Source organism: Azoarcus olearius, from assembly GCF_001682385.1.
GTDB lineage: Bacteria > Pseudomonadota > Gammaproteobacteria > Burkholderiales > Rhodocyclaceae > Azoarcus > Azoarcus olearius.
The window spans coordinates 3,008,735-3,029,763 of record NZ_CP016210.1 but is presented as its reverse complement, the minus strand read 5'-3'; the positions used below and the strand labels follow the sequence as shown (position 1 = coordinate 3,029,763).

General features: G+C 70.6%; 22 protein-coding genes and 1 pseudogene. 12 read left to right on the top strand and 11 right to left on the bottom strand.

Annotation, left to right across the window (positions count from 1 at the left end; genetic code table 11):
* Positions 1 to 140: 140 nt before the first annotated feature.
* The 7 genes from dqs_RS13825 to dqs_RS13795 form a co-directional block, all read right to left on the bottom strand.
* Positions 141 to 683: a J domain-containing protein gene (locus dqs_RS13825; RefSeq protein WP_011766388.1), complete on the bottom strand. Its 543-nt coding sequence runs from the start codon at positions 681 to 683 to the stop codon at positions 141 to 143.
* Between the two features lie 184 nt (positions 684 to 867).
* Complete coding sequence (locus dqs_RS13820) at positions 868 to 1,344, bottom strand: YbhB/YbcL family Raf kinase inhibitor-like protein (RefSeq protein WP_065340865.1); 477 nt, start codon at positions 1,342 to 1,344, stop codon at positions 868 to 870.
* Between the two features lie 13 nt (positions 1,345 to 1,357).
* Positions 1,358 to 1,828, bottom strand: coding sequence for a DM13 domain-containing protein (locus dqs_RS13815; RefSeq protein WP_011766386.1), 471 nt, complete (start codon positions 1,826 to 1,828; stop codon positions 1,358 to 1,360).
* 128 nt (positions 1,829 to 1,956) lie between these two features.
* Positions 1,957 to 2,286 carry a thioredoxin family protein gene (locus tag dqs_RS13810; RefSeq protein ID WP_065340864.1) on the bottom strand — a complete coding sequence of 110 codons (330 nt, stop codon included), beginning with the start codon at positions 2,284 to 2,286 and terminating at the stop codon, positions 1,957 to 1,959.
* Between the two features lie 98 nt (positions 2,287 to 2,384).
* On the bottom strand, positions 2,385 to 3,161 hold the full coding sequence (locus dqs_RS13805) for a ferredoxin--NADP reductase (RefSeq protein ID WP_065340863.1): 777 nt from the start codon (positions 3,159 to 3,161) through the stop codon (positions 2,385 to 2,387).
* Positions 3,162 to 3,270: 109 nt separating this feature from the next.
* Entirely contained in the window at positions 3,271 to 3,603 is a 333-nt protein-coding gene (locus dqs_RS13800) for a YnfA family protein (protein WP_065340862.1), read from the bottom strand.
* Complete coding sequence (locus dqs_RS13795; protein WP_065340861.1) at positions 3,600 to 4,973, bottom strand: fused MFS/spermidine synthase; 1,374 nt, start codon at positions 4,971 to 4,973, stop codon at positions 3,600 to 3,602. The genes dqs_RS13800 and dqs_RS13795 overlap by 4 nt, the downstream gene beginning before the upstream one ends.
* 151 nt (positions 4,974 to 5,124) lie before the next feature.
* Here dqs_RS13795 and dqs_RS13790 point away from each other — a divergent pair, with 151 nt between their 5' ends.
* Positions 5,125 to 5,595, top strand: a complete 471-nt coding sequence (locus dqs_RS13790; RefSeq protein ID WP_065340860.1) for a VOC family protein — start codon at positions 5,125 to 5,127, stop codon at positions 5,593 to 5,595.
* A 33-nt stretch (positions 5,596 to 5,628) separates the two neighbouring features.
* Here dqs_RS13790 and dqs_RS21285 read toward each other — a convergent pair whose 3' ends face one another.
* From dqs_RS21285 to dqs_RS13780, 3 genes and pseudogenes are all read right to left on the bottom strand, one after another.
* Positions 5,629 to 5,967, bottom strand: coding sequence for an inorganic phosphate transporter (locus dqs_RS21285; RefSeq protein ID WP_236778764.1), 339 nt, complete (start codon positions 5,965 to 5,967; stop codon positions 5,629 to 5,631).
* 472 nt (positions 5,968 to 6,439) lie between these two features.
* Positions 6,440 to 6,961, bottom strand: a pseudogene (locus dqs_RS21280) (inorganic phosphate transporter); the annotation flags it as partial.
* A gap of 280 nt (positions 6,962 to 7,241) precedes the next feature.
* Positions 7,242 to 7,940, bottom strand: a complete 699-nt coding sequence (locus dqs_RS13780) for a VIT1/CCC1 transporter family protein (protein ID WP_065340859.1) — start codon at positions 7,938 to 7,940, stop codon at positions 7,242 to 7,244.
* A gap of 172 nt (positions 7,941 to 8,112) precedes the next feature.
* Here dqs_RS13780 and dqs_RS13775 point away from each other — a divergent pair, with 172 nt between their 5' ends.
* The 8 genes from dqs_RS13775 (at position 8,113) to dqs_RS13740 (ending at position 14,881) form a co-directional block, all read left to right on the top strand.
* Positions 8,113 to 8,400 carry a type II toxin-antitoxin system HicA family toxin gene (locus dqs_RS13775; RefSeq protein WP_041642639.1) on the top strand — a complete coding sequence of 96 codons (288 nt, stop codon included), beginning with the start codon at positions 8,113 to 8,115 and terminating at the stop codon, positions 8,398 to 8,400.
* 78 nt (positions 8,401 to 8,478) lie between these two features.
* Positions 8,479 to 8,736 carry a hypothetical protein gene (locus dqs_RS13770; RefSeq protein WP_065340858.1) on the top strand — a complete coding sequence of 86 codons (258 nt, stop codon included), beginning with the start codon at positions 8,479 to 8,481 and terminating at the stop codon, positions 8,734 to 8,736.
* Positions 8,737 to 8,889: 153 nt separating this feature from the next.
* Positions 8,890 to 10,599, top strand: coding sequence for a sensor domain-containing diguanylate cyclase (locus dqs_RS13765; protein WP_065340857.1), 1,710 nt, complete (start codon positions 8,890 to 8,892; stop codon positions 10,597 to 10,599).
* Between the two features lie 170 nt (positions 10,600 to 10,769).
* Positions 10,770 to 12,077: an MFS transporter gene (locus dqs_RS13760; protein WP_065340856.1), complete on the top strand. Its 1,308-nt coding sequence runs from the start codon at positions 10,770 to 10,772 to the stop codon at positions 12,075 to 12,077.
* Positions 12,074 to 12,892, top strand: coding sequence for a dienelactone hydrolase family protein (locus dqs_RS13755; protein ID WP_065340855.1), 819 nt, complete (start codon positions 12,074 to 12,076; stop codon positions 12,890 to 12,892). The genes dqs_RS13760 and dqs_RS13755 overlap by 4 nt, the downstream gene beginning before the upstream one ends.
* 69 nt (positions 12,893 to 12,961) lie before the next feature.
* Positions 12,962 to 13,636: an HAD family hydrolase gene (locus tag dqs_RS13750; protein ID WP_065340854.1), complete on the top strand. Its 675-nt coding sequence runs from the start codon at positions 12,962 to 12,964 to the stop codon at positions 13,634 to 13,636.
* Positions 13,637 to 13,787: 151 nt separating this feature from the next.
* Entirely contained in the window at positions 13,788 to 14,414 is a 627-nt protein-coding gene (locus dqs_RS13745) for a hypothetical protein (protein WP_065340853.1), read from the top strand.
* A gap of 92 nt (positions 14,415 to 14,506) precedes the next feature.
* Positions 14,507 to 14,881, top strand: a complete 375-nt coding sequence (locus dqs_RS13740; protein WP_157108192.1) for a hypothetical protein — start codon at positions 14,507 to 14,509, stop codon at positions 14,879 to 14,881.
* Between the two features lie 30 nt (positions 14,882 to 14,911).
* Here dqs_RS13740 and tam read toward each other — a convergent pair whose 3' ends face one another.
* On the bottom strand, positions 14,912 to 15,673 hold the full coding sequence (tam, locus tag dqs_RS13735) for a trans-aconitate 2-methyltransferase (protein WP_065340851.1): 762 nt from the start codon (positions 15,671 to 15,673) through the stop codon (positions 14,912 to 14,914).
* 302 nt (positions 15,674 to 15,975) lie between these two features.
* Between tam and dqs_RS13730 the strand changes: the two genes are divergently transcribed.
* The 3 genes from dqs_RS13730 to cobN are packed head-to-tail and all read left to right on the top strand — an operon-like array spanning position 15,976 to position 20,820.
* Positions 15,976 to 16,437 carry a hypothetical protein gene (locus dqs_RS13730; protein ID WP_065340850.1) on the top strand — a complete coding sequence of 154 codons (462 nt, stop codon included), beginning with the start codon at positions 15,976 to 15,978 and terminating at the stop codon, positions 16,435 to 16,437.
* Positions 16,438 to 16,447: 10 nt separating this feature from the next.
* Positions 16,448 to 16,804, top strand: a complete 357-nt coding sequence (locus dqs_RS13725; RefSeq protein WP_065340849.1) for a DUF2149 domain-containing protein — start codon at positions 16,448 to 16,450, stop codon at positions 16,802 to 16,804.
* Positions 16,801 to 20,820, top strand: coding sequence for a cobaltochelatase subunit CobN (gene cobN, locus dqs_RS13720; protein WP_065340848.1), 4,020 nt, complete (start codon positions 16,801 to 16,803; stop codon positions 20,818 to 20,820). The genes dqs_RS13725 and cobN overlap by 4 nt, the downstream gene beginning before the upstream one ends.
* Positions 20,821 to 21,029: the final 209 nt, after the last annotated feature.

Below are 21,029 nucleotides of genomic sequence, written 5' to 3'. Positions count from 1 at the left end.
CGGAGGATGCGTTCGCGGAAATCCGTGACGATCCCGTCAGGGGCGACGTGCATTCCGCTGACGCAACAGGCGCCCGATCCGCAGAAGCCGGCCAGGCGAGACACCCGCGAGCGTGATGCAGGCCGGCCCTCGGGCTTCGGTCAGGAAAGGGTGTCGAGCAGGACTTCGCGTGCCTTGGTGATGCGCACGAACTGTTCGTGACTGCCGCCGACGTCGGGATGCGCCTTCTGGGCGAGCCGGCGGAAGGCGGCATTGACCTGGCGTCGTTCCAGCCTGCCGCTGGCGGGCAGGCCCAGCGCCTCGCGATGGGGGCGCTCGTCCGCCGGCTGGCGGGGGGCCTCCTGCCGGCCTTGGCGTCGTCCCGCGAAGCGCGCGAATTCCTCGTTCATGCGCTGCTGCGCGGCGCGGCGCAGGTGCAGGGACTCGCGCCGCAATTCCACCTGGTCGTCCTGCCAGCGCTGGCGCGACATGACGATGCAGGCGGCGAAGGCGATGCGGCCGCGGGCCTCGAGTTCGTCGAGGTCGAACGGACCGACCATGTCGAAGGGTTCTTCCAGCCAGGCGCGTCGGCCATCGGGCCCGGCTTCCACGTGGCCGAGCGTTGCGGTGGTCACCAGGCCGTGCTCGCCATTCCAGATGACCCATTCGTCCGCGCCGGCCGCGGCGTAGCTGTTGTCAGGCATGCCCCGTATCCCGACTGGGGCAGGCAGACTTGGTGGGGTGAATTGACAGGAACACGACAAGAATCGCCCATCTGAACGCTGGTTCCGATGAGGTTGCAAGGAACGCACCAGGCACGGCGCGTGCGCCCGGCGGGCGCGGTGGGCGCCGGCGAAGCGCCGGCCGGGGCGCTGCGGACAGCAGGCGTCAATGCCCCCGCTGGTAATACCCCATCAGCTCCGCCCGCTCCAGCACATGTCCCTGCATCGCCTGCTCCAGAGCGGCCTTGGTGGGTTGGTGCAGGTCGGGCAGGCGGGTGTCGAGCGCGTACAGCTTGTGGAAGTAGCGGTGGCGACCGATCGGCGGGCAGGGGCCGCCGTAGCCGGTGCGCTTCCAGTCGTTGATGCCCTGCAGCGTGCCGGTCGGCAGATCGGCTTCGGCCACGTTCTCCGCCAGTCCGTGCACATCCGCCGGCAGGTTGTACAGCAGCCAGTGCACCCAGGTCATCTTCGGCGCCGCGGGATCGGGGGCGTCGGGGTCGTCGACGATCAGTACCAGACTGCGCGCGGCTTCGGGCACGCCGCTCCAGGCGAGTTCGGGCGAGGTGTCGCGGTCGTCGCAGGTGTGGCGGGGCGGAATGTTCCCGCCGGGGCCGAAGGCAGGCGAGGTCAGGGTCAGTGGCATGGTGTCCTCCGGGTCAGCGGTAGCGGGCGGCGGTGATGAACTGGCTGAAGGCCTCGCACCAGACGATCGCGGTGGTGTAGCGGCCGACATCCACGCCGGGCGGAACGGTGACGATGAAGTTGTCGAAGGTGCGTACGTCGCCCACGCGCACCATCTGCGGTTTGAGGCGCTGGAAGTCGGCTTCTGTTTCGACGAACTCCGGCGACAGGTAGAGCTTGTAGTCCGGCCCGGGGGCCAGCCGCCCCTGCAGCGCGATCGTGTGGGTGCCCACCGAAACACGGCCCTCGCCCCAGTGCAGCGCGTCGCTGTCCTTCAGGTCGCGGCGGAACTCGCCGCTGAAGCCGGCCTGGCCGGCGACCGTGGCCAGCTCGACGTCGCTGGGGGCGGGCGGGGCGGTGAGCAGCGGCAGGGCATAGACGCCGAGCGCGAAGCCGGCGCCCAGTGCGACGAGGTGGGTGGCGGCGAGGAGGAGCGTCCTGGACATCGGCGGGCACCTTGGCGGGCGACGGCCGGGCGGCACGTCTCGTTTCTGGTGATAGTCCAGCGCGCGGGGTGGCGCCAGCGCGGCCCTGCCCGCGCCGAGCGGATGCGGCGGCGGGCAGCGGCGCGGAATCAGGCCGCGGGCGGGTCGATGCGGGCGAAGCCGTCCGCGATTTCGCTGGCATCGACCGGGCGCACCACGCGCGCAAGCTCCTTGCCGTCGCGCATGAACACCAGCGTGGGCCACAGCTTCACGCCGAAGCTGCGTCCCAGGCGGCGCCCCGGTCCGTCTTCCACCTTGACGTGGCGGACCTCGGGGTGGTCGGCATATGCCTGTGCCAGCGGGGCTTGCGCGGCACGGCAGAAGCCGCACCAGTTGGTGCCGAATTCGACCAGCACGGGGCCGCCGAGCGCGTCGAGTTCGGCGCGGTCCGGCGCGGTTTCGCTGTAGCGGGTTTGCATTGCGTAGGCCTCGTCAGGGCGCCGCCGCGCCACGCGGCGGCTTTCCGGTATGAGGCAGGCGACGGCGGAAGATTCAAAAACCGCGCCGCGGCGCGGCCTTACTTTTCGACGAAGGCGTGCTCGATCACGTAGTCGCCGGCGTCGCCGATGCGCTTGGACATGCGGAAACCGCGGCGGTCGAGCAATTCGCGCGAGCTTTTCAGCATCGCCGCGCTGCCGCAGATCATCACCCGGTCCACCGCCGGATCGAGCGGCGGCAGGCCGATGTCCTCGAACAGCTTGCCGCTTTCGATCAGGTCGGTGAAGCGGCCCTGGTTGCGGAAGGGTTCGCGGGTGACCGTGGGGTAGTAGATCAGCTTCTCCTTCACCATTTCGCCCAGGAACTCGTGCTGCGGCAGCTCGTGGGTGATGTAGTGCTCGTAGGCCACTTCGCTGACGTAGCGCACGCCGTGGATCAGCACGATCTTCTCGAAGCGGTCGTACACGTCGAGGTCGCGGATCACGCTCATGAAGGGCGCCAGCCCGGTGCCGGTGGAGAACAGGTAGAGATGCTTGCCCGGCAGCAGGTCGGACAGCACCAGCGTGCCGGTGGGCTTGCGCGACACCAGCAGCTCGTCGCCCGGCTGCAGGTGCTGCAGGCGCGAGGTGAGCGGGCCGTCCGGCACCTTGATGCTGAAGAACTCCAGATGTTCCTCGTAGTTGGGGCTGGCGATGCTGTAGGCGCGCGTCAGCGGGCGGCCGTTGACCTCCAGGCCGATCATCACGAACTGCCCGTTCTCGAAACGCAGCGCGCGGTCGCGCGTGGTGGTGAACGAGAACAAGGTGTCGTTCCAGTGATGCACGCTGAGGACTTTTTCCGTGATGTACGCTGCCATGACTGCGGGATCCTGTCGGTTCGGCTTAAAACCCGGCATTCTACTGCCGCACTGCGGCACGACAAATGAGCTCGATCAAATGTACCGGGGTGCCCGGACAGTGGCGGGCTCAGTCTCCACCGGGCGCGAACATGATCACCGCCATGCCGCACAGCGCAATCAGCGAGCCGGTGATGTCCCACACGGTGGGACGCACGCCGTCCACGCCCCACAGCCACAGCACCGCGACGAACACGTACACCCCACCGTAGGCGGCGTAGATGCGGCCCGACGCGGCCGGGTGCAGCGTCAGCAGCCAAGCGAACAGGGCCAGGCTGGCGGCCGCCGGCAGCAGCAGCCAGGCGCTGCCGTCCTCGCGCAGCCAGCGGTAGGGCAGGTAGCAGCCGACGATTTCGGCCACCGCGGTGGCGAGGAAAAGCAGCAGGGTCTTGAGTTCGGTCACGGCGTCTTGCGGCGCGCCTCGAACAGGTCGAGGTCGGCGCGGTTGAGTTCATCGGTGTAGACGGTGGCCGCGGGCGGCGGGCCGGCAAAGCACTGCACCAGCACATTGCCCTGCGGCCGGTCGCGGAACAGGATTTCGACCGCGCAGGGCCCATAGACCGATTGCAGCGTGGCGAGCAGATTGCGCGCGTAAGGCGTGGCGAGCCGGTTGTCGACGATGAGGTTGACGAACAGCAGGCCGTCGTCCGCCAGCACGCGGCGCGTGTCGCGCCAGAACTCGCGGGTGACCAGGTGGGCCGGCACGCTGGTGAGCGCGCTGTAGGCATCCACCACCACGGCGTCGAAGCGTTCCTCGCTGTCGGCAACGAAGCGGCGCGCGTCGGCGGCGACGAAGCGGCCGTTGATCGGCTCGCCGAGGAACTCGCGCTCGGCCAGCTCACGCACCGCGGGGTCGATATCGACGTAGAGGTAGTCGTTGGCGGGTTCGCGGTGCGACAGCGTGAAGCCGCCCGCGCCCAGCACCAGGATGCGTTTGCCGCGCCAGCCGAGTTCGTCGCGCAGGATGGTGCGCAAGCGCGTGATGTAGCGCGCGTAGCGCGGCGGTTCGCTGCGGTCGATCAGCGAGGCGGCGGAGTTGTTGATCCACATCACGCGGGCCTCGTCCATGCCCGCCAGCGCCGCCGGCGCCACGCGGTAGGTCGCGTAGGCGGTTTCGCGCTGCTGGGGCAGCCACAGGTTGAGCGCCAGCGTGGCGGCCGCGGCCGCCAGCACGAGGCCCCGGGCCGCCAGACCCGCCCGCGGCGTCAGCACCGCCAGCAGCAGGAGCGCGCACAGCACCACCGCTGCCGCCACCCCCAGCCATTGCATCACCCCCAGCGACAGCAGCAGCGAACCGAGGAAGGAGCCGAGCGTGGACCAGTACAGCGCGGCACCGCTGCGCGCGCCCGCGCGCTCGTGGCGCAGCAGGTTGGTCAGGATCGGCACCGTCTGGCCGAGCAGCCAGGCGATGGGGCACAGCACGAGACCGATGAACAGCAGATAGGCCAGCAGCGGCGGCGCGACGTGGGCGAACAGGGCATCCACCACCGGCCCGGCCAACCCCGCGCCGGCCAGCGCCGCCGCGATCAGGAAATTGCGCCGCACGCGCTCGAGAAATCCACCGTCGACGCGGCCGCCGGCGTGATAGCCGAGCGCCAGCGCGAGCAGGAAGAAGCCGATGGTGGGCGCGGTGACGGTGATCGCGCTGCCCAGGTGGGGCACCAGCCGACGCAGCGCGATGATTTCCGCGCCGAGCGAGGCGAAACCTTCGACGAACACCAGGCCGAACAGCAGCACGGTGGCGGGCGGAGCGGGGGAGCGGGTGGTGTCCATGCGGCCGGCCACAGGGGGAAGCAGGGGATTATCGCGGCCCCCGCGGTGCGCTGCCAAGCCGGCGCGGCCTGTCCTTCACCGCCCCGCTGGGCTAGAAAACAGGGATGGGCGGCGGCGCCGGCCGCATGCCCGCTGCAGGAGGAGCGCACCGATGGACATCAAACCGATCCCCGAGGGATACCGCAGCATCACCCCCTACCTGAGCATTGACGGCGCCGCCGCCGCGATCGACTTCTACCGCCGCGCCTTCGGCGCCACCGAGCAGTTCCGGCTGGCGCTGCCCGACGGCTCGGTGGGCCATGCGGAGCTGCGCATCGGCGACAGCACCATCATGCTGGCCGATGGCTGCGAGCAGGGGGTGGCGCGCAGCCCGCGCACGCTGGGCGGTTCCAGCGTGGGGCTGCATCTGTACGTGGAGGACGTGGACGCGGTGTATGCGCAGGCGGTGGCCGCGGGCGCGCGCGCGATCAGCGAGCCCAAGGACCAGTTCTACGGCGACCGCAGCGGCACGCTGGAAGACCCGTTCGGCCACATGTGGTTCGTCGCCAGCCACAAGGAAGACCTGCTCCCGGCCGAGATCGAGAAGCGGGTGGCGGCGCTGTTCGGCGACGGCAAGGGCTAGGGCCGCGGCGCTGCGCGGCCCCGTATTACGCGGTCAGGCGATGAAGGTGCGCCACGCCAGCCAGTACAGGCCGGCAGCAAGGCCCATCGAGATCGGCAGCGTCAGCACCCAGGCGAGCAGGATGTTGCTCACCGTCTGGCTCTGCAGGCCGCTGCGGTTGGCAACCATGGTGCCGGCCACCCCGGACGACAGCACGTGGGTGGTCGACACCGGCAGCGAGAACACGTTGGCCATGCCGATGGCCGCCGCCGCGGTGACCTGCGCGCTCATGCCCTGCGCGTAGGTCATGCCTTCCTTGCCGATCTTCTCGCCCACGGTCAGCACCACCCGCTTCCAGCCGATCATGGTGCCGATGCCCAGGGCCAGCGCCACCGCCACCACCACCCAGAAGGGCGCGTATTCGGTGGAGGAGGTCAGGTCCTTGCGCAGGCGGTTGAGGTCCGCCTTCTCGGCCGCGGGCAGGTAGGCGAGCTTGGAGACCTTGCGCGCAGTGTCGTCCAGGCACAGCAGGTAGCGGCGGGCGTCCACCCGCCTGCTCGGGCATGTCCTCGTAACGCGTCACGCCGTCGAGATTGCGTTGCAGCGCGGCGATCGTGATCTCGGTCTGGGTCGGGTCGCAGCGGAACTTGGTCGGCAGGTCGCCGCCGTTGGATTTGCCCAGCGCGAGGTAGTCGGACAGCGAGCCGGCATTGCGCTGGTAGAACTCGCTCAGGTGCATCGCGGCATCGCGCGTGCGGCTGATGTCGTAGGCGCTGCTGTTGAGGTTGAGCACGAAGTGCGCAGGCACGATGCCGATCAGCACCAGCATGATCAGGCCGATGCCTTTCTGGCCGTCGTTGGAGCCGTGCACGAAGCTCACCCCCATCGCCGACAGCACCAGCACCAGCCGGGCCCAGAACGGCGGGTGCTTCTTGCCGACCTCGCCCATGCGGAATTCGGGCGTGCGGTGCATCGACGAATGCGGCTTTTTCCACTTCAAGAGCAGCAGGATCAGCCCCGCCACCGCGAAGCCGGCCATCGGCGACGCGATCAGCGACAGGCCGATGTCGATCGCTTTCTGCCAGTTCACCCCTTCGGCGACGCCGATGTCGGTGATCATCGCGTTGGCGAGGCCCACGCCCAGGATGGAGCCGATCAGCGTATGCGAGCTGGACGCGGGGATGCCGAGGTACCAGGTGCCCAGGTTCCACGCGATCGCCGCGGTGAGCAGCGAGAACACCATCGCCAGCCCGCGGCCGGTGTCGGTGTCGATCAGCAGTTCCACCGGCAGCAGGTGCACGATGGCATAGGCCACGCCGACACCGCCGAGCAGTACGCCGAGGAAGTTGAAGATGCCGGAGGCGATCACCGCCAGGTAGGGCGGCATCGCGCGGGTGTAGATCACCGTGGCGACGGCGTTGGCGGTGTCGTGAAAGCCGTTGATGAATTCGAAGGCAAGGACGAAGCCGAGCGCGAGGACGAGGCTGAGGATCAGCCAGGGGTCGTAACTGCTGAACAGTTGAATCATAAGAGCGGGTCGCCGGTCGGCGCTGCTGCCTGCGGGGCACGCGTCGCCGGTGCGACCGGACTGCCGGAAATGAAGACGGCGGATTTTCGCAGATCGGCCGCCGGAAACCGAGGGAAATCTTTGTTCCCTCGGCCTTAAGTCATAGCGCGGTGCCGAATGCGCGGCCCACCGCGGCGGTCAGTCCCATGGCCAGCGCACCCCAGAAACCTACCCGGGCGGCGGCAATCAGCACCGGCGCCCGGCCCGCGCGCGCCGCCAGCGCGCCGAGCGCGACCAGGCAGACCAGCGAACTTGCCGTTACCGTCGGCACCACGAGGTGGGTGGGTGTCGCCACCGCGGTGAGCAGCGGCAGCGCCGCGCCGACCGAGAACGTGAGCGCCGAGGTGAGCGCGGCCTGCACCGGCCGCGCCGCGGCTTGCGGCGAGATGCCGAGTTCGTCGCGGGCGTGGGCGGCGAGCGCGTCGTGCGCCATCAGCTGGCGCGCCACCTGGGTGGCAAGATCGGGCGTCAGCCCGCGCGAGACGTAGATCGCCGCCAGCTCGCGGTGCTCGGCTTCGGACTGCGTCGCCAGTTCGGTGCGTTCGCGCGCGAGATCGGCCGCCTCGGTGTCGGCCTGGGAGCTGACCGACACGTACTCGCCGGCCGCCATCGACATCGCGCCTGCCACCAGCGCCGCAACGCCGGCCAGCATCAGCCCGGCGCGGTCCGCATTGGCCGCCGCCACGCCCACCATCAGGCTGGCGGTGGAGACGATGCCGTCGTTGGCGCCGAGCACCGCGGCGCGCAGCCAGCCGATGCGTTCGGTGCGGTGATGTTCGCGGTGGCGGGGGCGTGGCATTGGGTAATCTCCAGGCGGATATGCCGAATGCTAACGCGGTGGGGCGGCGCTTCCCATCCTCATGCCGAACCTGCCGCCGCTGCGCGGCTGGCCGCCGACGGCTGCAGCACATATAACGGAGTGTCGGGTACCGCGGCCTTCGACGCCGGTGCCCCCACCGAGGGAGGGCGACATGAGCCACAAGCATCGCAACGTCCTGCAGGCCATCTTCCACGAGCCGATCGCCAGCAACATCCAGTGGCGCGAGGTGGAATCGCTGCTGCGCCATCTTGGCGCGGAGGTAGAGCCGAGCCATGGCGCGCGCTTCCGGGTGCTGTTGAACCGGCGCGAGTTCTTCGTGCACCATCCGCACCACGGCAACGAGATTCCCAAGCCGGAACTCAAGCATTTGCGCGAAAACCTCGCCGCAGCCGGCGTTACGCTGGCGCGTTACGACGAAGCGCACGCCGGCCACGCCTGAGCAGCGCCGGAAGCGGCCGCGCGGCCGCCTCCACGGTCAATTCATCCGGGCTGCGCCGCGGCCCGTCAGGGAGACAACATGCGTCCGAATTACGTCCGCTTTTCCATCGTGGCCGGCGTTGCCGGTCTGGTTCTCGCCGTGGCCGCGGCGTCGCCCGCGCGCTCGCAGATCGACGTGGCGCCCAGCTACCAGCCGATCGGCACCGCGGCCAGTGGCAACAGCAGCACCGTGTGGCTGCACGAGCCTTCGTCGCGGCGCATCGTCGCCTGCCAGACCGTAGGCGCCGGCAGCAAGGCGCTGGCGGAAATCCAGTGCGTGAGCACGCGCCTGCCCTGATCCCCCGCAATCCCGGGCCGGCGGCCAAACGCGGCGTGAAATGCGTCACGCCACCTTTTATTTCAAGCATCTTGCGGGGGAGGGTGGCAATAGTACTGAAGTCGTAGGGGTTAAACGGGTGTATAAGGGCGCACCGCCAATCCCGCGTCGCCCATGAACGTCCTGCCCCGCTCGCTCCAGAACCAGCTTGCCGCCCTGTTCGGCGCACTGGCGCTGCTCGTGGGGCTGCCGACCTATTTCTACATCGACCACGTCCATGCCCAGCAATTGGTGCGCGACCGCGGTCAGGCGCTGCACGAACTGGCTGGCGCGGTGGCGATGGTGGTCGCCGAGAACCTCAATGAGCGCAAGCGCGAGATCGACCTGCTGGCGCAGCGCCCCAGCTTCCGCCGCGGGCCGCTGGATGGGGCCGACCTGCGCACCGGCATCGAGGCGCTGAAGAACTCCTACCCGCACTATTCATGGATCGGCCTGGCAGACACGCAGGGCGTGGTGCGTGCCGCCTCGGGCGACATGCTGGTGGGCCAGAGCGTGGCGCAGCGGCCGTGGTTTGGCGGCGGGCTGCTGGGCTCCTTCCTCGGCGACGTGCACGAGGCCGTGCTGCTGACCAAGCTGCTGCAGGTTCCGCCGGGCGAGGGGCCGGTGCGCTTCATCGACTTCGCCGCGCCGGTGTATGACGAGCAGGGCGTCTTGCGCGGCGTGGTTGCGGCGCACGCGCACTGGCGCTGGGCGGCCGACGTGGTGGCCGCGGTGATGCCGCGCAACGCCGCCGAAAAGCAGATCGAGGTGTTCCTGGTAAACCGCGACGGCAAGATCATCTTTCCCGAACGCGACCTGCCGGTCGATGCCGTTCCGGCGGCGGTGAGTACCCACACCGCGTATTCCTTCGACACCTGGGGCAGCAGCACCTCGTTTCTGAGTGCGCGGGTAAACGTGCGCGAACCGGTTGACGGGCAACCGCTGGGCTGGTCGGTGGTGGTGCGCCAGCCGCGTGAGCGCGCGATGGCGGACCTGCGCGCGCTGCAGGAGCTCGTGGTGTGCGTGGCGCTGGGCGCCGCGGTGGCATTTCTGGCGCTCGCGTGGTGGAGCGCCGGCCGCATGAGCCGGCCGCTGGTGCAACTCGCCGGGCTCGCCAAGCGCATCCAGCAGGGCGAGGAGCATCTCGCGCTCGAGGTGCGCGGCACCAGCGCCGAGGTGGTGAAGCTGGTGGAAGCGATGCGCGGCATGGCCTCCACGCTGGTCAGCCGCAAGCACTCGCTGGAGCTGAGCAACCTCGCGCTGGAGCAGAAGGTGGCCGAACGCACCGCCGAACTGCAGCGCCTCAACGCCGAGCTGGCGCAGCTTGCGCGGCGCGACGCGCTGACCGGGCTGCCCAACCGGCTGGCGGCCAACGAGCACCTGACCGAGGAATTCCTGCGCATGAAGCGGTCCTTGGTGCCCTATGCGGTGCTGATGGCCGACATCGACTTCTTCAAGCGCATCAACGATGGTCACGGCCATGCGGTGGGCGACGCGGTGCTGCGCCACGTGGCGGGGGTGATCCGGTCGAGCCTGCGCATCACCGACTTCGTCGCCCGCGTCGGCGGCGAGGAGTTCCTGGTGCTGTTGCCCAACACCGATATCGACGCCGCGGCCGTGGTTGCCGAGAAGATCCGCGCGGCTGTGGAGGGCGCTGCGGCGCCCGAGGTCGGCCAGGTGACGCTTTCCATCGGCGTCGGCCGCGCCGTGTCCGCCCACCCCAGCCAGGACGACGCGGTGCGCCTGGCCGACGACGGCCTGTACGAGGCCAAGCGGCTGGGGCGCAACCGCATCAGCGTGGTCGGCGTTGCGCTGGCCGGGGTGGCGGACGCCGGCGAAGCCTGAGCGGGCCGAAAGCCGGGGCGTTCGATCCGCGCCGTTTGCCGCCGGAGCGCTGTTTCCCGGCCGCTGGCGCGGTGGCATCATCGCCGTTTGCATGCGGACGGTGGCGGGGCAGTGAACCAGGCAAGTGGTGGGCGGCCGAGGGCGGCGGGCGGATGCGCCGAGGGCAGACGATGACGCCCGGCGGCCGGCTCGACGTCCTGCGCGAACCCGATTTCCGATTCTTCCTGTCCGCCAAGCTGCTGGCCACGCTGGCGGGCCAGATGGTGGGCGTGGCGGTGGGCTGGCAGGTGTATGCGCTCACCAGCGACGTGCTCGCGCTCGGCCTGGTCGGGCTGGCCCAGTTCGCGCCCTTCATCGTGCTGATCCTGCCTGCCGGCGAAGTCGCCGACCGCTGCGCGCGCACCCGCATCATCGGTGCCTGCTACGCGGTGCAGATGCTGGCCGCCACGCTGCTGCTCGCCATCGTGCTCACCGATGTGCGCCAGGTCGGGCTCATCTACGCGGTGCTGGTGCTGCTCGGCTGCGCCCGCGCCTTCATGATGCCCGCCAGCCAGGCGGTGCTGATCAACCTGGTGTCGCGGCCGCGCTTCGCGCAGGCGGTGGCGCTGCATTCCTCGTCCTTCCACGTCGCGGTGATCGTCGGGCCGCTGCTCGGCGGCGTGATCTATCTGGCCGGTGCGGGCGCGGTGTACGGGCTGGCGGCGATGCTGTTCGCCGCCGCGCTGGTAGCGATGCGGCAGGTGCGCGGCGGCCGGCAACCCACTCCCTCGGCAACGCCGGGCGGGCGCGGAGCGGTGTTCGACGGGCTGCGCTTCGTGTTCTCGCGCCCGGTGGTGCTGGGCGCGATCTCGCTCGACCTGTTCGCGGTGCTGTTTGGCGGCGCGGTTGCGCTGCTGCCGGCGATCGCGCGTGACGTGCTGCAGGTGGACACCGTCGGCATGGGCCTGCTGCGCGCGGCGCCCGCGGCCGGGGCGGCGCTGGCTTCGGTGGCGCTGGTGTGGCGGCCGATCCGCCACCATGTCGGCCTGTGGATGTTCGGCGGCGTCGCGCTGTTCGGCATCGCCACCATCGTCTTCGGGCTGTCGCACAGCCTGCCGCTGTCGGTGGCGGCGCTGGCGCTCACCGGCGCCGGCGACATGGTCAGCGTCTATGTGCGCCACATCCTCGTGCAGCATGAAACGCCGGACGACATCCGTGGCCGTGTCAGCGCGGTGAATTCGGTCTTCATCGGCGCCTCCAACGAACTCGGCGAATTCGAGTCCGGCGTTACCGCGCGGCTGTTCGGCCTGGTGCCGGCGGTGGTGGTGGGCGGCTGCGCCACGCTTGCGGTCACCGCGGCGTGGATGCGGCTGTTCCCGGCGCTGACCCACATGCGCAGCTTTCCGCACAGCGCGCGCGAGCCCCATCCGGCCGCCGCGCCCGACAGCAACGATAGCGGCGCCGCCCCCGCGGCCGCGCCCAAGGAGACTTCCCGATGACCCGTCCCGACCTTGCCGCCTTCGCCACCGCGATCCAGCCCGACGTGGCCGACACCGTCCAACGTACCGATGACGCCGGCCTTGCCACCGGCGACATCCGCATCCCTGTGCCCGGCGGCGAACTGCCGGCCTACCACGCCGCCCCCGCGACGCCGGGGCCGCACCCGGTGGTCCTGCTGGTGCAGGAGATCTTCGGCGTGCATGAGCACATCCGCGACGTCGCCCGCCGGCTGGCGAAGCTGGGCTACCTGGCGGTGGCGCCGGAACTGTTCTTCCGCTCCGGCGACCCCAAGCGCGCGCCGAGCATGGAGGCGCTGCGCAGCGACTTCGTCGCCCAGGCGGATGACGCCCGGGTGGCGGCCGATCTCGACGCCGCGCTGGACTGGGCGCTGGCGCACGGCGGCGACGAGAGCCGGGTGGGCATTACCGGCTTCTGCTGGGGCGGGCGCGCCACCTGGCTGTACGCCGCCCACCAGCCGCGCCTGAAGGCCGCGGTGGCCTGGTACGGCCGCCTGACCGGCGAGCGCACCGCGCGCAATCCGCAGCACCCGGCCGATGTCGCCGGGCACCTGCACGCGCCGGTGCTCGGCCTCTACGGCGGCGCGGATACGCTGATTCCGCTCGCGGCCGTCGATGAACTGCGCGCCGCGCTGGCCGCGGCACCCGACGGGCGCGGGCGGGATTCCACGGTGCATGTCTATCCGGACGCGCCGCACGCCTTCTACGCCGACTATCGCGCCAGCTACCGCGCCGCCGAGGCCGCCGACGGGTGGGCACGGATGCAGGCGTGGTTTGCGCAACACGGCGTGGCCTGAACATTGGCGCCCACGCGGCGGCGCGGTATGTTGCGGTGCATCCGGAAAACTGACGAGACGAGGCGGACGATGCTGCAGGCGGTGATCTTCGACATGGATGGGCTGCTGCTCGATTCGGAGCGGCCGATCCGGGACGCCTGGATCGAGGTCGGGCGCGAGATCGGCGTCAGCCTGGACGCGGCCACCTACCACCGCGTGATCGGCCGCAACATGACCGATGTGCACGCCATCCTGGGTGAGGTGTTCGGTACCGAGATCTACCGTGACGCCGCCGCGCGCGTGGCGGCGCTGCTGGACGCGCGCCATGCGCAGCAAGGCTACCCACCCAAGGCGGGCGCCGCCGCGCTGCTGGGCTGGCTGGAAGCGCGCGGCGTGCGCTGCGGGCTGGCGTCCTCCAGCTATCGCGACAAGGTCGAACGGCGCTTGCGGCAGGCGGGCCTGCTCGGCTACTTCGATGCCATCGCCTGCGGCGACGAAGTGACCCGCGGCAAGCCCGCGCCGGACGTCTATCTGCTTGCCGCGCAGCGGCTGGAGGCGGTGCCGACGGCCTGCCTTGCCTTCGAGGACAGCGACAACGGCGCCCGCGCGGCGCTTGCCGCCGGCATGGAGGTGGTGCTGGTGCCCGACCTGCTCGAACCGCTGCCGGACCTGGCGGCGCAATGCACGCTGCTGGCCTCGCTGGAAGCGGCGGTGGCGCACTGCGATGCGCGCCTGGCAGGCCCGCGCCCGCCGTCCTCCGTGTAAAGATTCGCGGCTGATGTGAAATGCTTATTCGAAACGCTTCGGTCGGCGTTGACCAGTCCATGCTGACCGGGTAGCGTCGCCGGCTCGCACGGATTGCCCGGCTTGGGCATCCGGCGTTCTCCCCAGAACACCCCGGAATCCAGCAGCCGTCATGACTTCCCTCAACATCGTCTTTTCGGGCGACCGGGTCGCGCTCATCGTGCGCGGCAAGACCTCCCACACCCATGATCCCGGCCTGCTCGCCCAGCACGCCGACTGCGTGCTGTCCAACGGCGCGCCGATCGGCTTCTTCGGCGAAGGCAACATCGGCAGCAGCGGCAACGCCTCCTCGGGCATCGGCGGCTCCAGCCGCTGGAGCGCCAATTCGTCCAACTCCTCCGGCGTCGGCATGACCGGCGCGGTGTACGACTTCGCCGCGCTGTCGCGCAAGCGCGCCAACTATGTGAACGCGGCGACCGCACGCGGCACGGGCACCGTCTCCACCGTGCTGCTGGTGCAGGTGTCCGCCGCCGAAGCGGCCGCGTTCGACAAGGCCTGGGCGGACATGATGGCCTCGCCCGGCATGTTCAACATCGTCGGCTGGAACTGCGCCACCCACGCCTCGCAGGCCTTCATCAAGGCCGGCATCCTGTCCGCCGGCATCCCCGGGCTGGATACGCCGGACAACCTTTACCGCCAGCTCTGCTTCGAAAAGGCCGGCAAGCTGGAAGTGGCGCACGGCTACGTCGGCTTCTCGCCGTTCGGCAGCGGCTACATGATGACGGTGGACGCGCCGTGAGCACCGCCCCGCGCCGCCGCGCGCGTGCCCTGCTGATTGCCGCGCTGGCGGCAAGCGCGCTGCCCCAGCCCGTTCTTTCCGGAGGCTTTTCGATGTCTGCACACAGTTTTGCCCCGAAGTGGGAATGGCCCGCCGGCCGCCAGGTGGAAACCCGGCTGCTGGTCAAGGTGGACAAGATCGCCAAGGCCTCCAAGGGCTTTCTCGGCATCGGCGCCTCGCCTTCGCTGGCCGATGCGCTGCCGGACGCGACCGACGTCAGCGTAACCGTGGTGGCGGGCCCCGCGCCCCTGGTGGGCAAGGCCGCGGTGCTCGGCATGCCCGGCATGGAAGCCGCCAAGCTCAAGGCCGGCGCGCTGGCAGGCGTTGGGCTGATCGAGGGCGGCGCGCTGTTCGTCTGCGTCGCGGCCGCGCCAAGCCAGGACGCAGCTGCCGCGCAAAAGTGGCTGGAGAGCTGGCGCTGCGAGTGACGCAAAAGCTGAACGGGGCAGCGGCCCTGTTCAGCGCGCCGCCACCATGAACAGGCGCGGGAAGGGAAACAGCCGGCGGCCGTCGCTGCGCGGCGGGTAGGCGGCGTCGATGCCCGCCTCGTAAGCCGCGAGATAGGCGGGGCGTTCGTCTTCCGCCAGCGCTTCCAGGTAAGGCCGCAACCCGGTGCCGCGCACCCATTCCACGATGGCTCCGGCATCGTCCATCACCTGCTCGTAGGTGGTCTGCCACAGCTCCACCCGGCGCGCGTGCGGCGCCAGCAGGTCGTAATACCAGGCTGCCGCCGGCAGCGGGGCGATCGCCCGCGCGCCCGCCAGCCGCGCCGCCCACGGCCCCGGCGTCTCGCGCATCAGGCGGTGGCTGGGCTCGTCGTAGTTACGCGGCATCTGTATCGCCAGCACTCCGCCGGGGCGCAGATGGCGCAGCAGTTCCGGCAGCAGGGTGGCGTGATCCGGCAGCCACTGCATCACCGCGTTGGCAAAGATCAGATCCACCGGCGCCGCCGGCGCCCACGCGCGCAGGTCGGCCTGCATCCACTCCACCTGCGGCAGCGCCTGCCGCGCGCTACGCAGCATCTCGGCCGAGCTATCCACCCCCACCACCCGCGCCTGCGGCCAGCGCTCCACCAGCAGCGCGGTGGAGTTGCCGGGGCCGCAGCCCAGGTCGACCACCGTGGCAGCGTCGTCCAGCGGCACGCGCGCCAGCAGGTCGCGCGCGGCGCGAGTGCGTTCGTCGGCGAATTTGAGGTACTGCTGGTCGTCCCAGGTCGGCATGCTGCGGTCCTCGTCCGTGTGGAGGGGGTGACTGTAATCAAACCGCCCGCTGAACACACGGGGGGACCGGCGCTTCGGCGCCGGTCCCGCGCGCCGCGGACAGGGTGGGGGGCTCGCAATGCCCTTCGACAGACCTGTCCTGCGCGAAGTGAAAGGGTGCAGGGCGATCCGCCCCTCCTGCCACGGGCGGCGGCTGTCGGGCGCAAGCCCACAAGCAAGCCCACAACGCCGCTCGGGTTTGTTCCGCACCGCGCCAAAGGTATCCTCTGCGCCGCTTTGAACGGTGCCTAAGGATTTCCCGGATGTGGATCGAGAGTGGTTTTGCGCAGATCGCGCAGTTGTTGCTGTGGCCGGTGCTGCTGCTGGTGGGGGCGGGTTTCGTGTATTCGCTGTGGCTGCTGGGCGGGCTGGGCATGGAGGCCTTCCAGCGCAGCCGCGGCTTCGTGCAACTGCATAACGACGCGAAGTTCAGCATGGACGAGATCGAGCTGCAGGTGATGCGCCGGTTGGAGCCGACCCGGCTGCTGTCGCGCATCAGCCCGCTGCTTGGCCTGATCGCCACCATGGTGCCGCTCGGCCCCGCGCTGCAGAGCGTGGCCGCGGGCGAGGGCCAGCAGGCGCTGGCGGTGTTCAGCGGCGCCTTTGCCGGCGTGGTGCTGGCGCTGGCCGCGGCAGCGATCGGCCTGGTGGTGTATTCGGTGCGCCGGCGCTGGCTGCTGACCGAACTCGTCGCCCTGCGCCGCGCGCGCGGGCTGCTGTCGTGAAGGTGCTCAGATGACGCACAAGCACCTCTCCATCCTCGGCGAGGACGACGACGACCCGATGCTGTCGGCGGTGAACCTGGTCGATGTCTTCCTGGTGCTGGTGGTGGCACTGCTCACCGCGGTGGCGCTGCAGAAGCAGAAGGAGGCCGACGAGGACGTCACCATCATCCGCAACGCCGGCAAGCCGGACATGGAGATCGTGGTGCGTAAGGACGGCCACGAGGTCAAGTACCGCGGCAACGGCGGCAGCAGCGAAGGGCAGGGCGTGCGCGCCGGCGTCGCCTACAAGATGAAGGACGGCAGCATCATCTACGTGCCGGAGGCCGATGCCTCCGCCGCCACCGCCCCGGCGGAAGCCGACCAATGACGCGCCTCGCCCGCCGGTGGCGCGCCGCGCTGGCGTGCGCGCTGCTGTGCCTGTGCGGCCTTGCGCAGGCGCGGCCGACTCTGCTGTGGATCAACGCCGACATCACCCCGGCGGCGCGGGTGGCACTGGTCGCGCGCGAAGCCGAGGCGGCGGACTTCAACTTCCGCAAGCTGGAATACCGCCTGCAGGGCGGGCCGCTGTCGGCCGCGCAGCAGGCCGAACTGGAACAGGCGCTGGCCGGCGCGCAGCGAGTGTGGGTCGATGCGCCGCACGCCACCGCCGAAGCGCGCTTGCGCACGGTGCTGGCCGAGCCGCTCGGCCGCCACGCCGGCCGGCTGGGCGAAGCCGGCGTGCTGTGGATCACCGCCGGCGAGCCCGCCGCGGGGGACACCAGCCTGCGCGCCTACCTGCAGGCCGGCGGCCCCGCCAATACCCGCAACGCCTTCGCGCTGGCGCGTGCGCAACTGGCCGGCACCGCCGCGCCCGCGGTGCCGCCGCCGGCGCTGGTGCCGCAGGGCGGCCTCTACCATCCGGATGCGCCGGCGCTGTTCGCCAACGCCCAGCACGTCGCCGCCTGGGCCGCCGCCTGGAAACCGGCGCGGCCGGCGGTGGCGCTGCTGCTGCACCGCTACCACTTCGTTCAGGGCAACACCGCCTGGCTGGACGACTGGCTGCGCCGCTTCGAGCGCCAGGGCATCACCGCCTACGCAGTGTTCAGCTCCCACCTCAGCGACAAGCCGCTCGCCGACCTGCTCGAAGTGCCCGGTGCCGACGGCGCGCGCACGCTGCATCCGCGCCTGATCGTCACCCACACCCTGCTGCCGCAGGGCGCCACGCTGCAGCCGGTGTTCGAACGCTGGGGCGTGCCGGTGCTCGCCACCCAGCCCTACCGCCAGGGCGACACCGCCGCCTGGGAGGCCAGCCCCACCGGCCTCAGCCAGGGCGACGTCGCCTACTACTTCGCCCAGCCGGAAGCGGCCGGCACCATCGACCCGGTGCTGGTCGTCGCCCATCCGCCGGGCGGCGCCGAGCCGCAGCTGATCGCCCGCCAGGCCGATGCGGTGGTGGCCAAGGCGGCGCGCCTGATCCGCCTGCAGACCACGCCCGCCGCCGCCAAGCGACTGGTGGCGATGGTCTACAACTACCCGCCGGGCGGCGGCAACTTCGGCGCCTCCTTCCTCAACGTGCCGCGCAGCCTGGAAAACGTCAGCGGCGAACTGCAACGCGCCGGTTACGCGGTCACGCCGCTGCCCGAGGCCGACTGGATCCGCCGCCTGCAGCCGCTGATCGGCGCCTACTATCCCAACGCCGACCTGCGCGCGCTGCTCGCCAGCGACCAGGCCGCCGCGCTGCCGCTGGCCGATTACCAGGCCTGGTTCGACCGCCTGCCGCAGGACCTGCGCCGGATGATTTCCGCGCGCTGGGGCGAACCCGCCGAGAGCCGCTACCTCGTCGAATGGCAGGGCCGGCGGGTGTTCGTGATTCCGCGGGTGCGGGCCGGCGCGCTCGACGTGCTGCCGCAGCCGCCGCGCGAAGAGACCCTGCGCCAGGGGCAGGACCCCTTCATGCACAAGAGCAGGACGCCGATCTCGCACCACTACCTCGCCACCTACCTGTGGGCGCAGCAGGCCGACGCGCTGATCCACTTCGGCACCCACGGCACCCAGGAATGGGCGCCCGGCAAGCTGCGCGGGCTGGACGTGCACGACCAGGCCTGGCTGCCGCTGGGCGACCTGCCGGTGATCTACCCCTACATCGTCGACAACCTCGGCGAAGCCACCACCGCCAAGCGCCGCGGCCGCGCGCTGATGATCAGCCACCGCACGCCGGGCTTCTCGCCGGCCGGCTTCAACAAACGCATGGGCCACATGCACGAGCTGATGCACGAATGGGAAACCGCCGACGTCGGCCCCACCCGCAGCGCGCTCGAACAGCAGCTGATCGCGGTCTTCGTCGAACAGCAACTGCACCGCGACCTGGGCTGGACGGCCGAGCGCATCGCCGCCGACTTCGCCGGCTTCCTGGAGCAACTGCACCCCTGGCTCGACCGGCTCGCGCAAAGCTCGCAGCCCAAGGGGCTGGCGGTGTTCGGCCGCGTGCCGGATGCCGCCGACCGCCACCAGACCATCCTGCAGATGCTGCGCGAACCGCTGATCGAAGCGCTCGGCGAGGACATCGACGAGGCCTTCCTGATCGACCACGAGCGCGTCGCCGGCTCGCGCCCCTCGCGCTGGCTGGAGGTGGCGCTGCAGGACGCCGAGGCCGCCAGCCGGCTAGACCTGCGCCCGCCCGAGCCCGAAGGTCCGGTGCCCAACCGCGCTGCGCGCAAGGCCATCGACAGCGAGGCCCTGCGCGAGCTCGCGCTGCGCGCGCAGGAGATGGAGCGCCGGCTCGCCATCGAAGGCGAACTCCCCGGCCTGCTCGCCGCGCTGGATGGCCGCTTCGTGCCCGCGGCCTACGGCGGCGATCCGCTGCGCAACCCGGACAGCGTGCCCACCGGCCGCAATCTCACCGGCCTGGACCCGAGCCGCCTGCCCACGCGGCAGGCCTACGACGTCGCCCGCAAGCTGTTTGCCGCCTGGTACGCCGAGCAGGCCGCCGCCGGCCGCGCGCCGCAGCGCTTTGCGCTGTCGCTGTGGGCGGGCGAAACCCTGCGCCACCAGGGCGTGATGGAAGCGCAGGCGCTGGTGGCGCTCGGCGTCGAACCGGTGTGGGACGCCAACGGCCGCCCCAACGGCGTGCGCGTGCTGCCGCAAGCCGAACTCGGCCGCCCGCGCGTCGATGTGCTGCTGAGCATCACCGGCTCCTACCGCGACCAGTTCCCGGCGCTGATGAACCTCATCGACCAGGGCGTTGCCGCCGCGGCCACGGCGGAGCCGGACAACGCCGTCGCCCGCAACACCCGCACGGTGCAGGCGGAACTGCGCAAGGCGGGTATCGGCGAGACCGATGCCGCCGCGCTGGCGCAGGCCCGCGTGTTCGGCAACGCCGCCGGCGACTACGGCACCGGCGTGGCCGACGCGGTGCAGAGCAACGGCCTCAAGGCCGGCGACGAGCGCCTCGGCGAACTCTTCCTGCAGCGCATGAGCCAGCCCTACGTGAATGGCGAACCGATGGCGCTGTCCCGCCCGGACGCCGCCGCCCAGGCACTCGGCGCCCACCTGCGGCACACCGACGCCGCGCTGATGTCGCGCACCTCCCACCTGTACGCGATGGTCAGCTCCGACGACCCCTTCCAGTACCTCGGCGGCCTCGCCGCCGCCGCCCGCAGCGCCGGCAAGCGCGAGGCGCTGGAACTGCACGTCAGCCAGCTGCAGGACGGCGCCCAGGCCTTCACCGAAACCGCCTCGCGCAGCATCGCGCTGGAAATGCAGAGCCGCTACCTCCACCCCGGCTGGCTGAAAGCCCAGCGCGAAGAAGGCTGGGCCGGCACGCTGCAGGTGCTGAAGGCGGTGCAATACAGCTTCGGCTGGCAGAACACCGCGCCCGACACCGTGCGCCCCGACCACTGGCAGAGCTTCCACGACGTACTGGTGCGCGACCGCCACCAGCTCGGCCTGCCCGAATGGCTGCGCCAGAACCCGCAAGCCTACGCCCAGGCGCTGGAACGCCTGATCCAGGCCGACCGCCTCGGCTACTGGAAGCCGGACGCGGAAACGCGCAAGGAACTGGCCGGGCTTTATCGCGAATTGAGCCGCGAAGCGCCGCTGGGCAATGAACTGACGGCGGTGCGGCAGTGGGCGGCGGATCAACTGCCGCAGCCGGTGGTGCAGCAGGCGAGGGCGGTGCAATCGCAACCGGCACCGCCGGCGCAGTCCGAGCAGAAACCGGCCGAGGTGGAGCCGGCGCCTATGCAGCGCGGGGTGAAGCTGGAGGCGGTACCGGAAGCACCGAAGCCGGAGAAGGTGTCGCCGTCGAATCCGCTTAGCATGGTGCTGGCGGTACTGGCGATGACGCTGGTGCTGGCGGCGGGCGCCGTCTGGCAGGGGCGGGCCAGGCGGCCAGCCGCGAACTGATCGAAGCATTCCCCCGAGGAGGCGTCGCCGTCCCCATCCAGCATGAGCCGGGGCTGCTGCCGGCGGCTCCCGGCCTTGCCCCTGGCTGGTGAGCCTCCCCTCTACGCCTCACTGGGCCCCGCGTGCAGTCATCCTTCCTGCATGCAGAAACATCCTGAAATACATATTGCCGTTCGGCCATCAAGCTGTAATGCTTATGCCGATGCAGT

Bases quoted from the DNA above. Each gene is read 5' to 3' on its own strand.
- dqs_RS13825 (WP_011766388.1), bottom strand. From the start codon at position 683: ATGCCTGACAACAGCTACGCCGCGGCCGGCGCGGACGAATGGGTCATC.
- dqs_RS13820 (WP_065340865.1), bottom strand. From the start codon at position 1,344: ATGCCACTGACCCTGACCTCGCCTGCCTTCGGCCCCGGCGGGAACATT.
- dqs_RS13815 (WP_011766386.1), bottom strand. From the start codon at position 1,828: ATGTCCAGGACGCTCCTCCTCGCCGCCACCCACCTCGTCGCACTGGGC.
- dqs_RS13810 (WP_065340864.1), bottom strand. From the start codon at position 2,286: ATGCAAACCCGCTACAGCGAAACCGCGCCGGACCGCGCCGAACTCGAC.
- dqs_RS13805 (WP_065340863.1), bottom strand. From the start codon at position 3,161: ATGGCAGCGTACATCACGGAAAAAGTCCTCAGCGTGCATCACTGGAAC.
- dqs_RS13795 (WP_065340861.1), bottom strand. From the start codon at position 4,973: ATGGACACCACCCGCTCCCCCGCTCCGCCCGCCACCGTGCTGCTGTTC.
- dqs_RS13790 (WP_065340860.1), top strand. From the start codon at position 5,125: ATGGACATCAAACCGATCCCCGAGGGATACCGCAGCATCACCCCCTAC.
- dqs_RS13780 (WP_065340859.1), bottom strand. From the start codon at position 7,940: ATGCCACGCCCCCGCCACCGCGAACATCACCGCACCGAACGCATCGGC.
- dqs_RS13775 (WP_041642639.1), top strand. From the start codon at position 8,113: ATGAGCCACAAGCATCGCAACGTCCTGCAGGCCATCTTCCACGAGCCG.
- dqs_RS13770 (WP_065340858.1), top strand. From the start codon at position 8,479: ATGCGTCCGAATTACGTCCGCTTTTCCATCGTGGCCGGCGTTGCCGGT.
- dqs_RS13765 (WP_065340857.1), top strand. From the start codon at position 8,890: ATGAACGTCCTGCCCCGCTCGCTCCAGAACCAGCTTGCCGCCCTGTTC.
- dqs_RS13760 (WP_065340856.1), top strand. From the start codon at position 10,770: ATGACGCCCGGCGGCCGGCTCGACGTCCTGCGCGAACCCGATTTCCGA.
- dqs_RS13755 (WP_065340855.1), top strand. From the start codon at position 12,074: ATGACCCGTCCCGACCTTGCCGCCTTCGCCACCGCGATCCAGCCCGAC.
- dqs_RS13750 (WP_065340854.1), top strand. From the start codon at position 12,962: ATGCTGCAGGCGGTGATCTTCGACATGGATGGGCTGCTGCTCGATTCG.
- dqs_RS13745 (WP_065340853.1), top strand. From the start codon at position 13,788: ATGACTTCCCTCAACATCGTCTTTTCGGGCGACCGGGTCGCGCTCATC.
- dqs_RS13740 (WP_157108192.1), top strand. From the start codon at position 14,507: ATGTCTGCACACAGTTTTGCCCCGAAGTGGGAATGGCCCGCCGGCCGC.
- tam (WP_065340851.1), bottom strand. From the start codon at position 15,673: ATGCCGACCTGGGACGACCAGCAGTACCTCAAATTCGCCGACGAACGC.
- dqs_RS13730 (WP_065340850.1), top strand. From the start codon at position 15,976: ATGTGGATCGAGAGTGGTTTTGCGCAGATCGCGCAGTTGTTGCTGTGG.
- dqs_RS13725 (WP_065340849.1), top strand. From the start codon at position 16,448: ATGACGCACAAGCACCTCTCCATCCTCGGCGAGGACGACGACGACCCG.
- cobN (WP_065340848.1), top strand. From the start codon at position 16,801: ATGACGCGCCTCGCCCGCCGGTGGCGCGCCGCGCTGGCGTGCGCGCTG.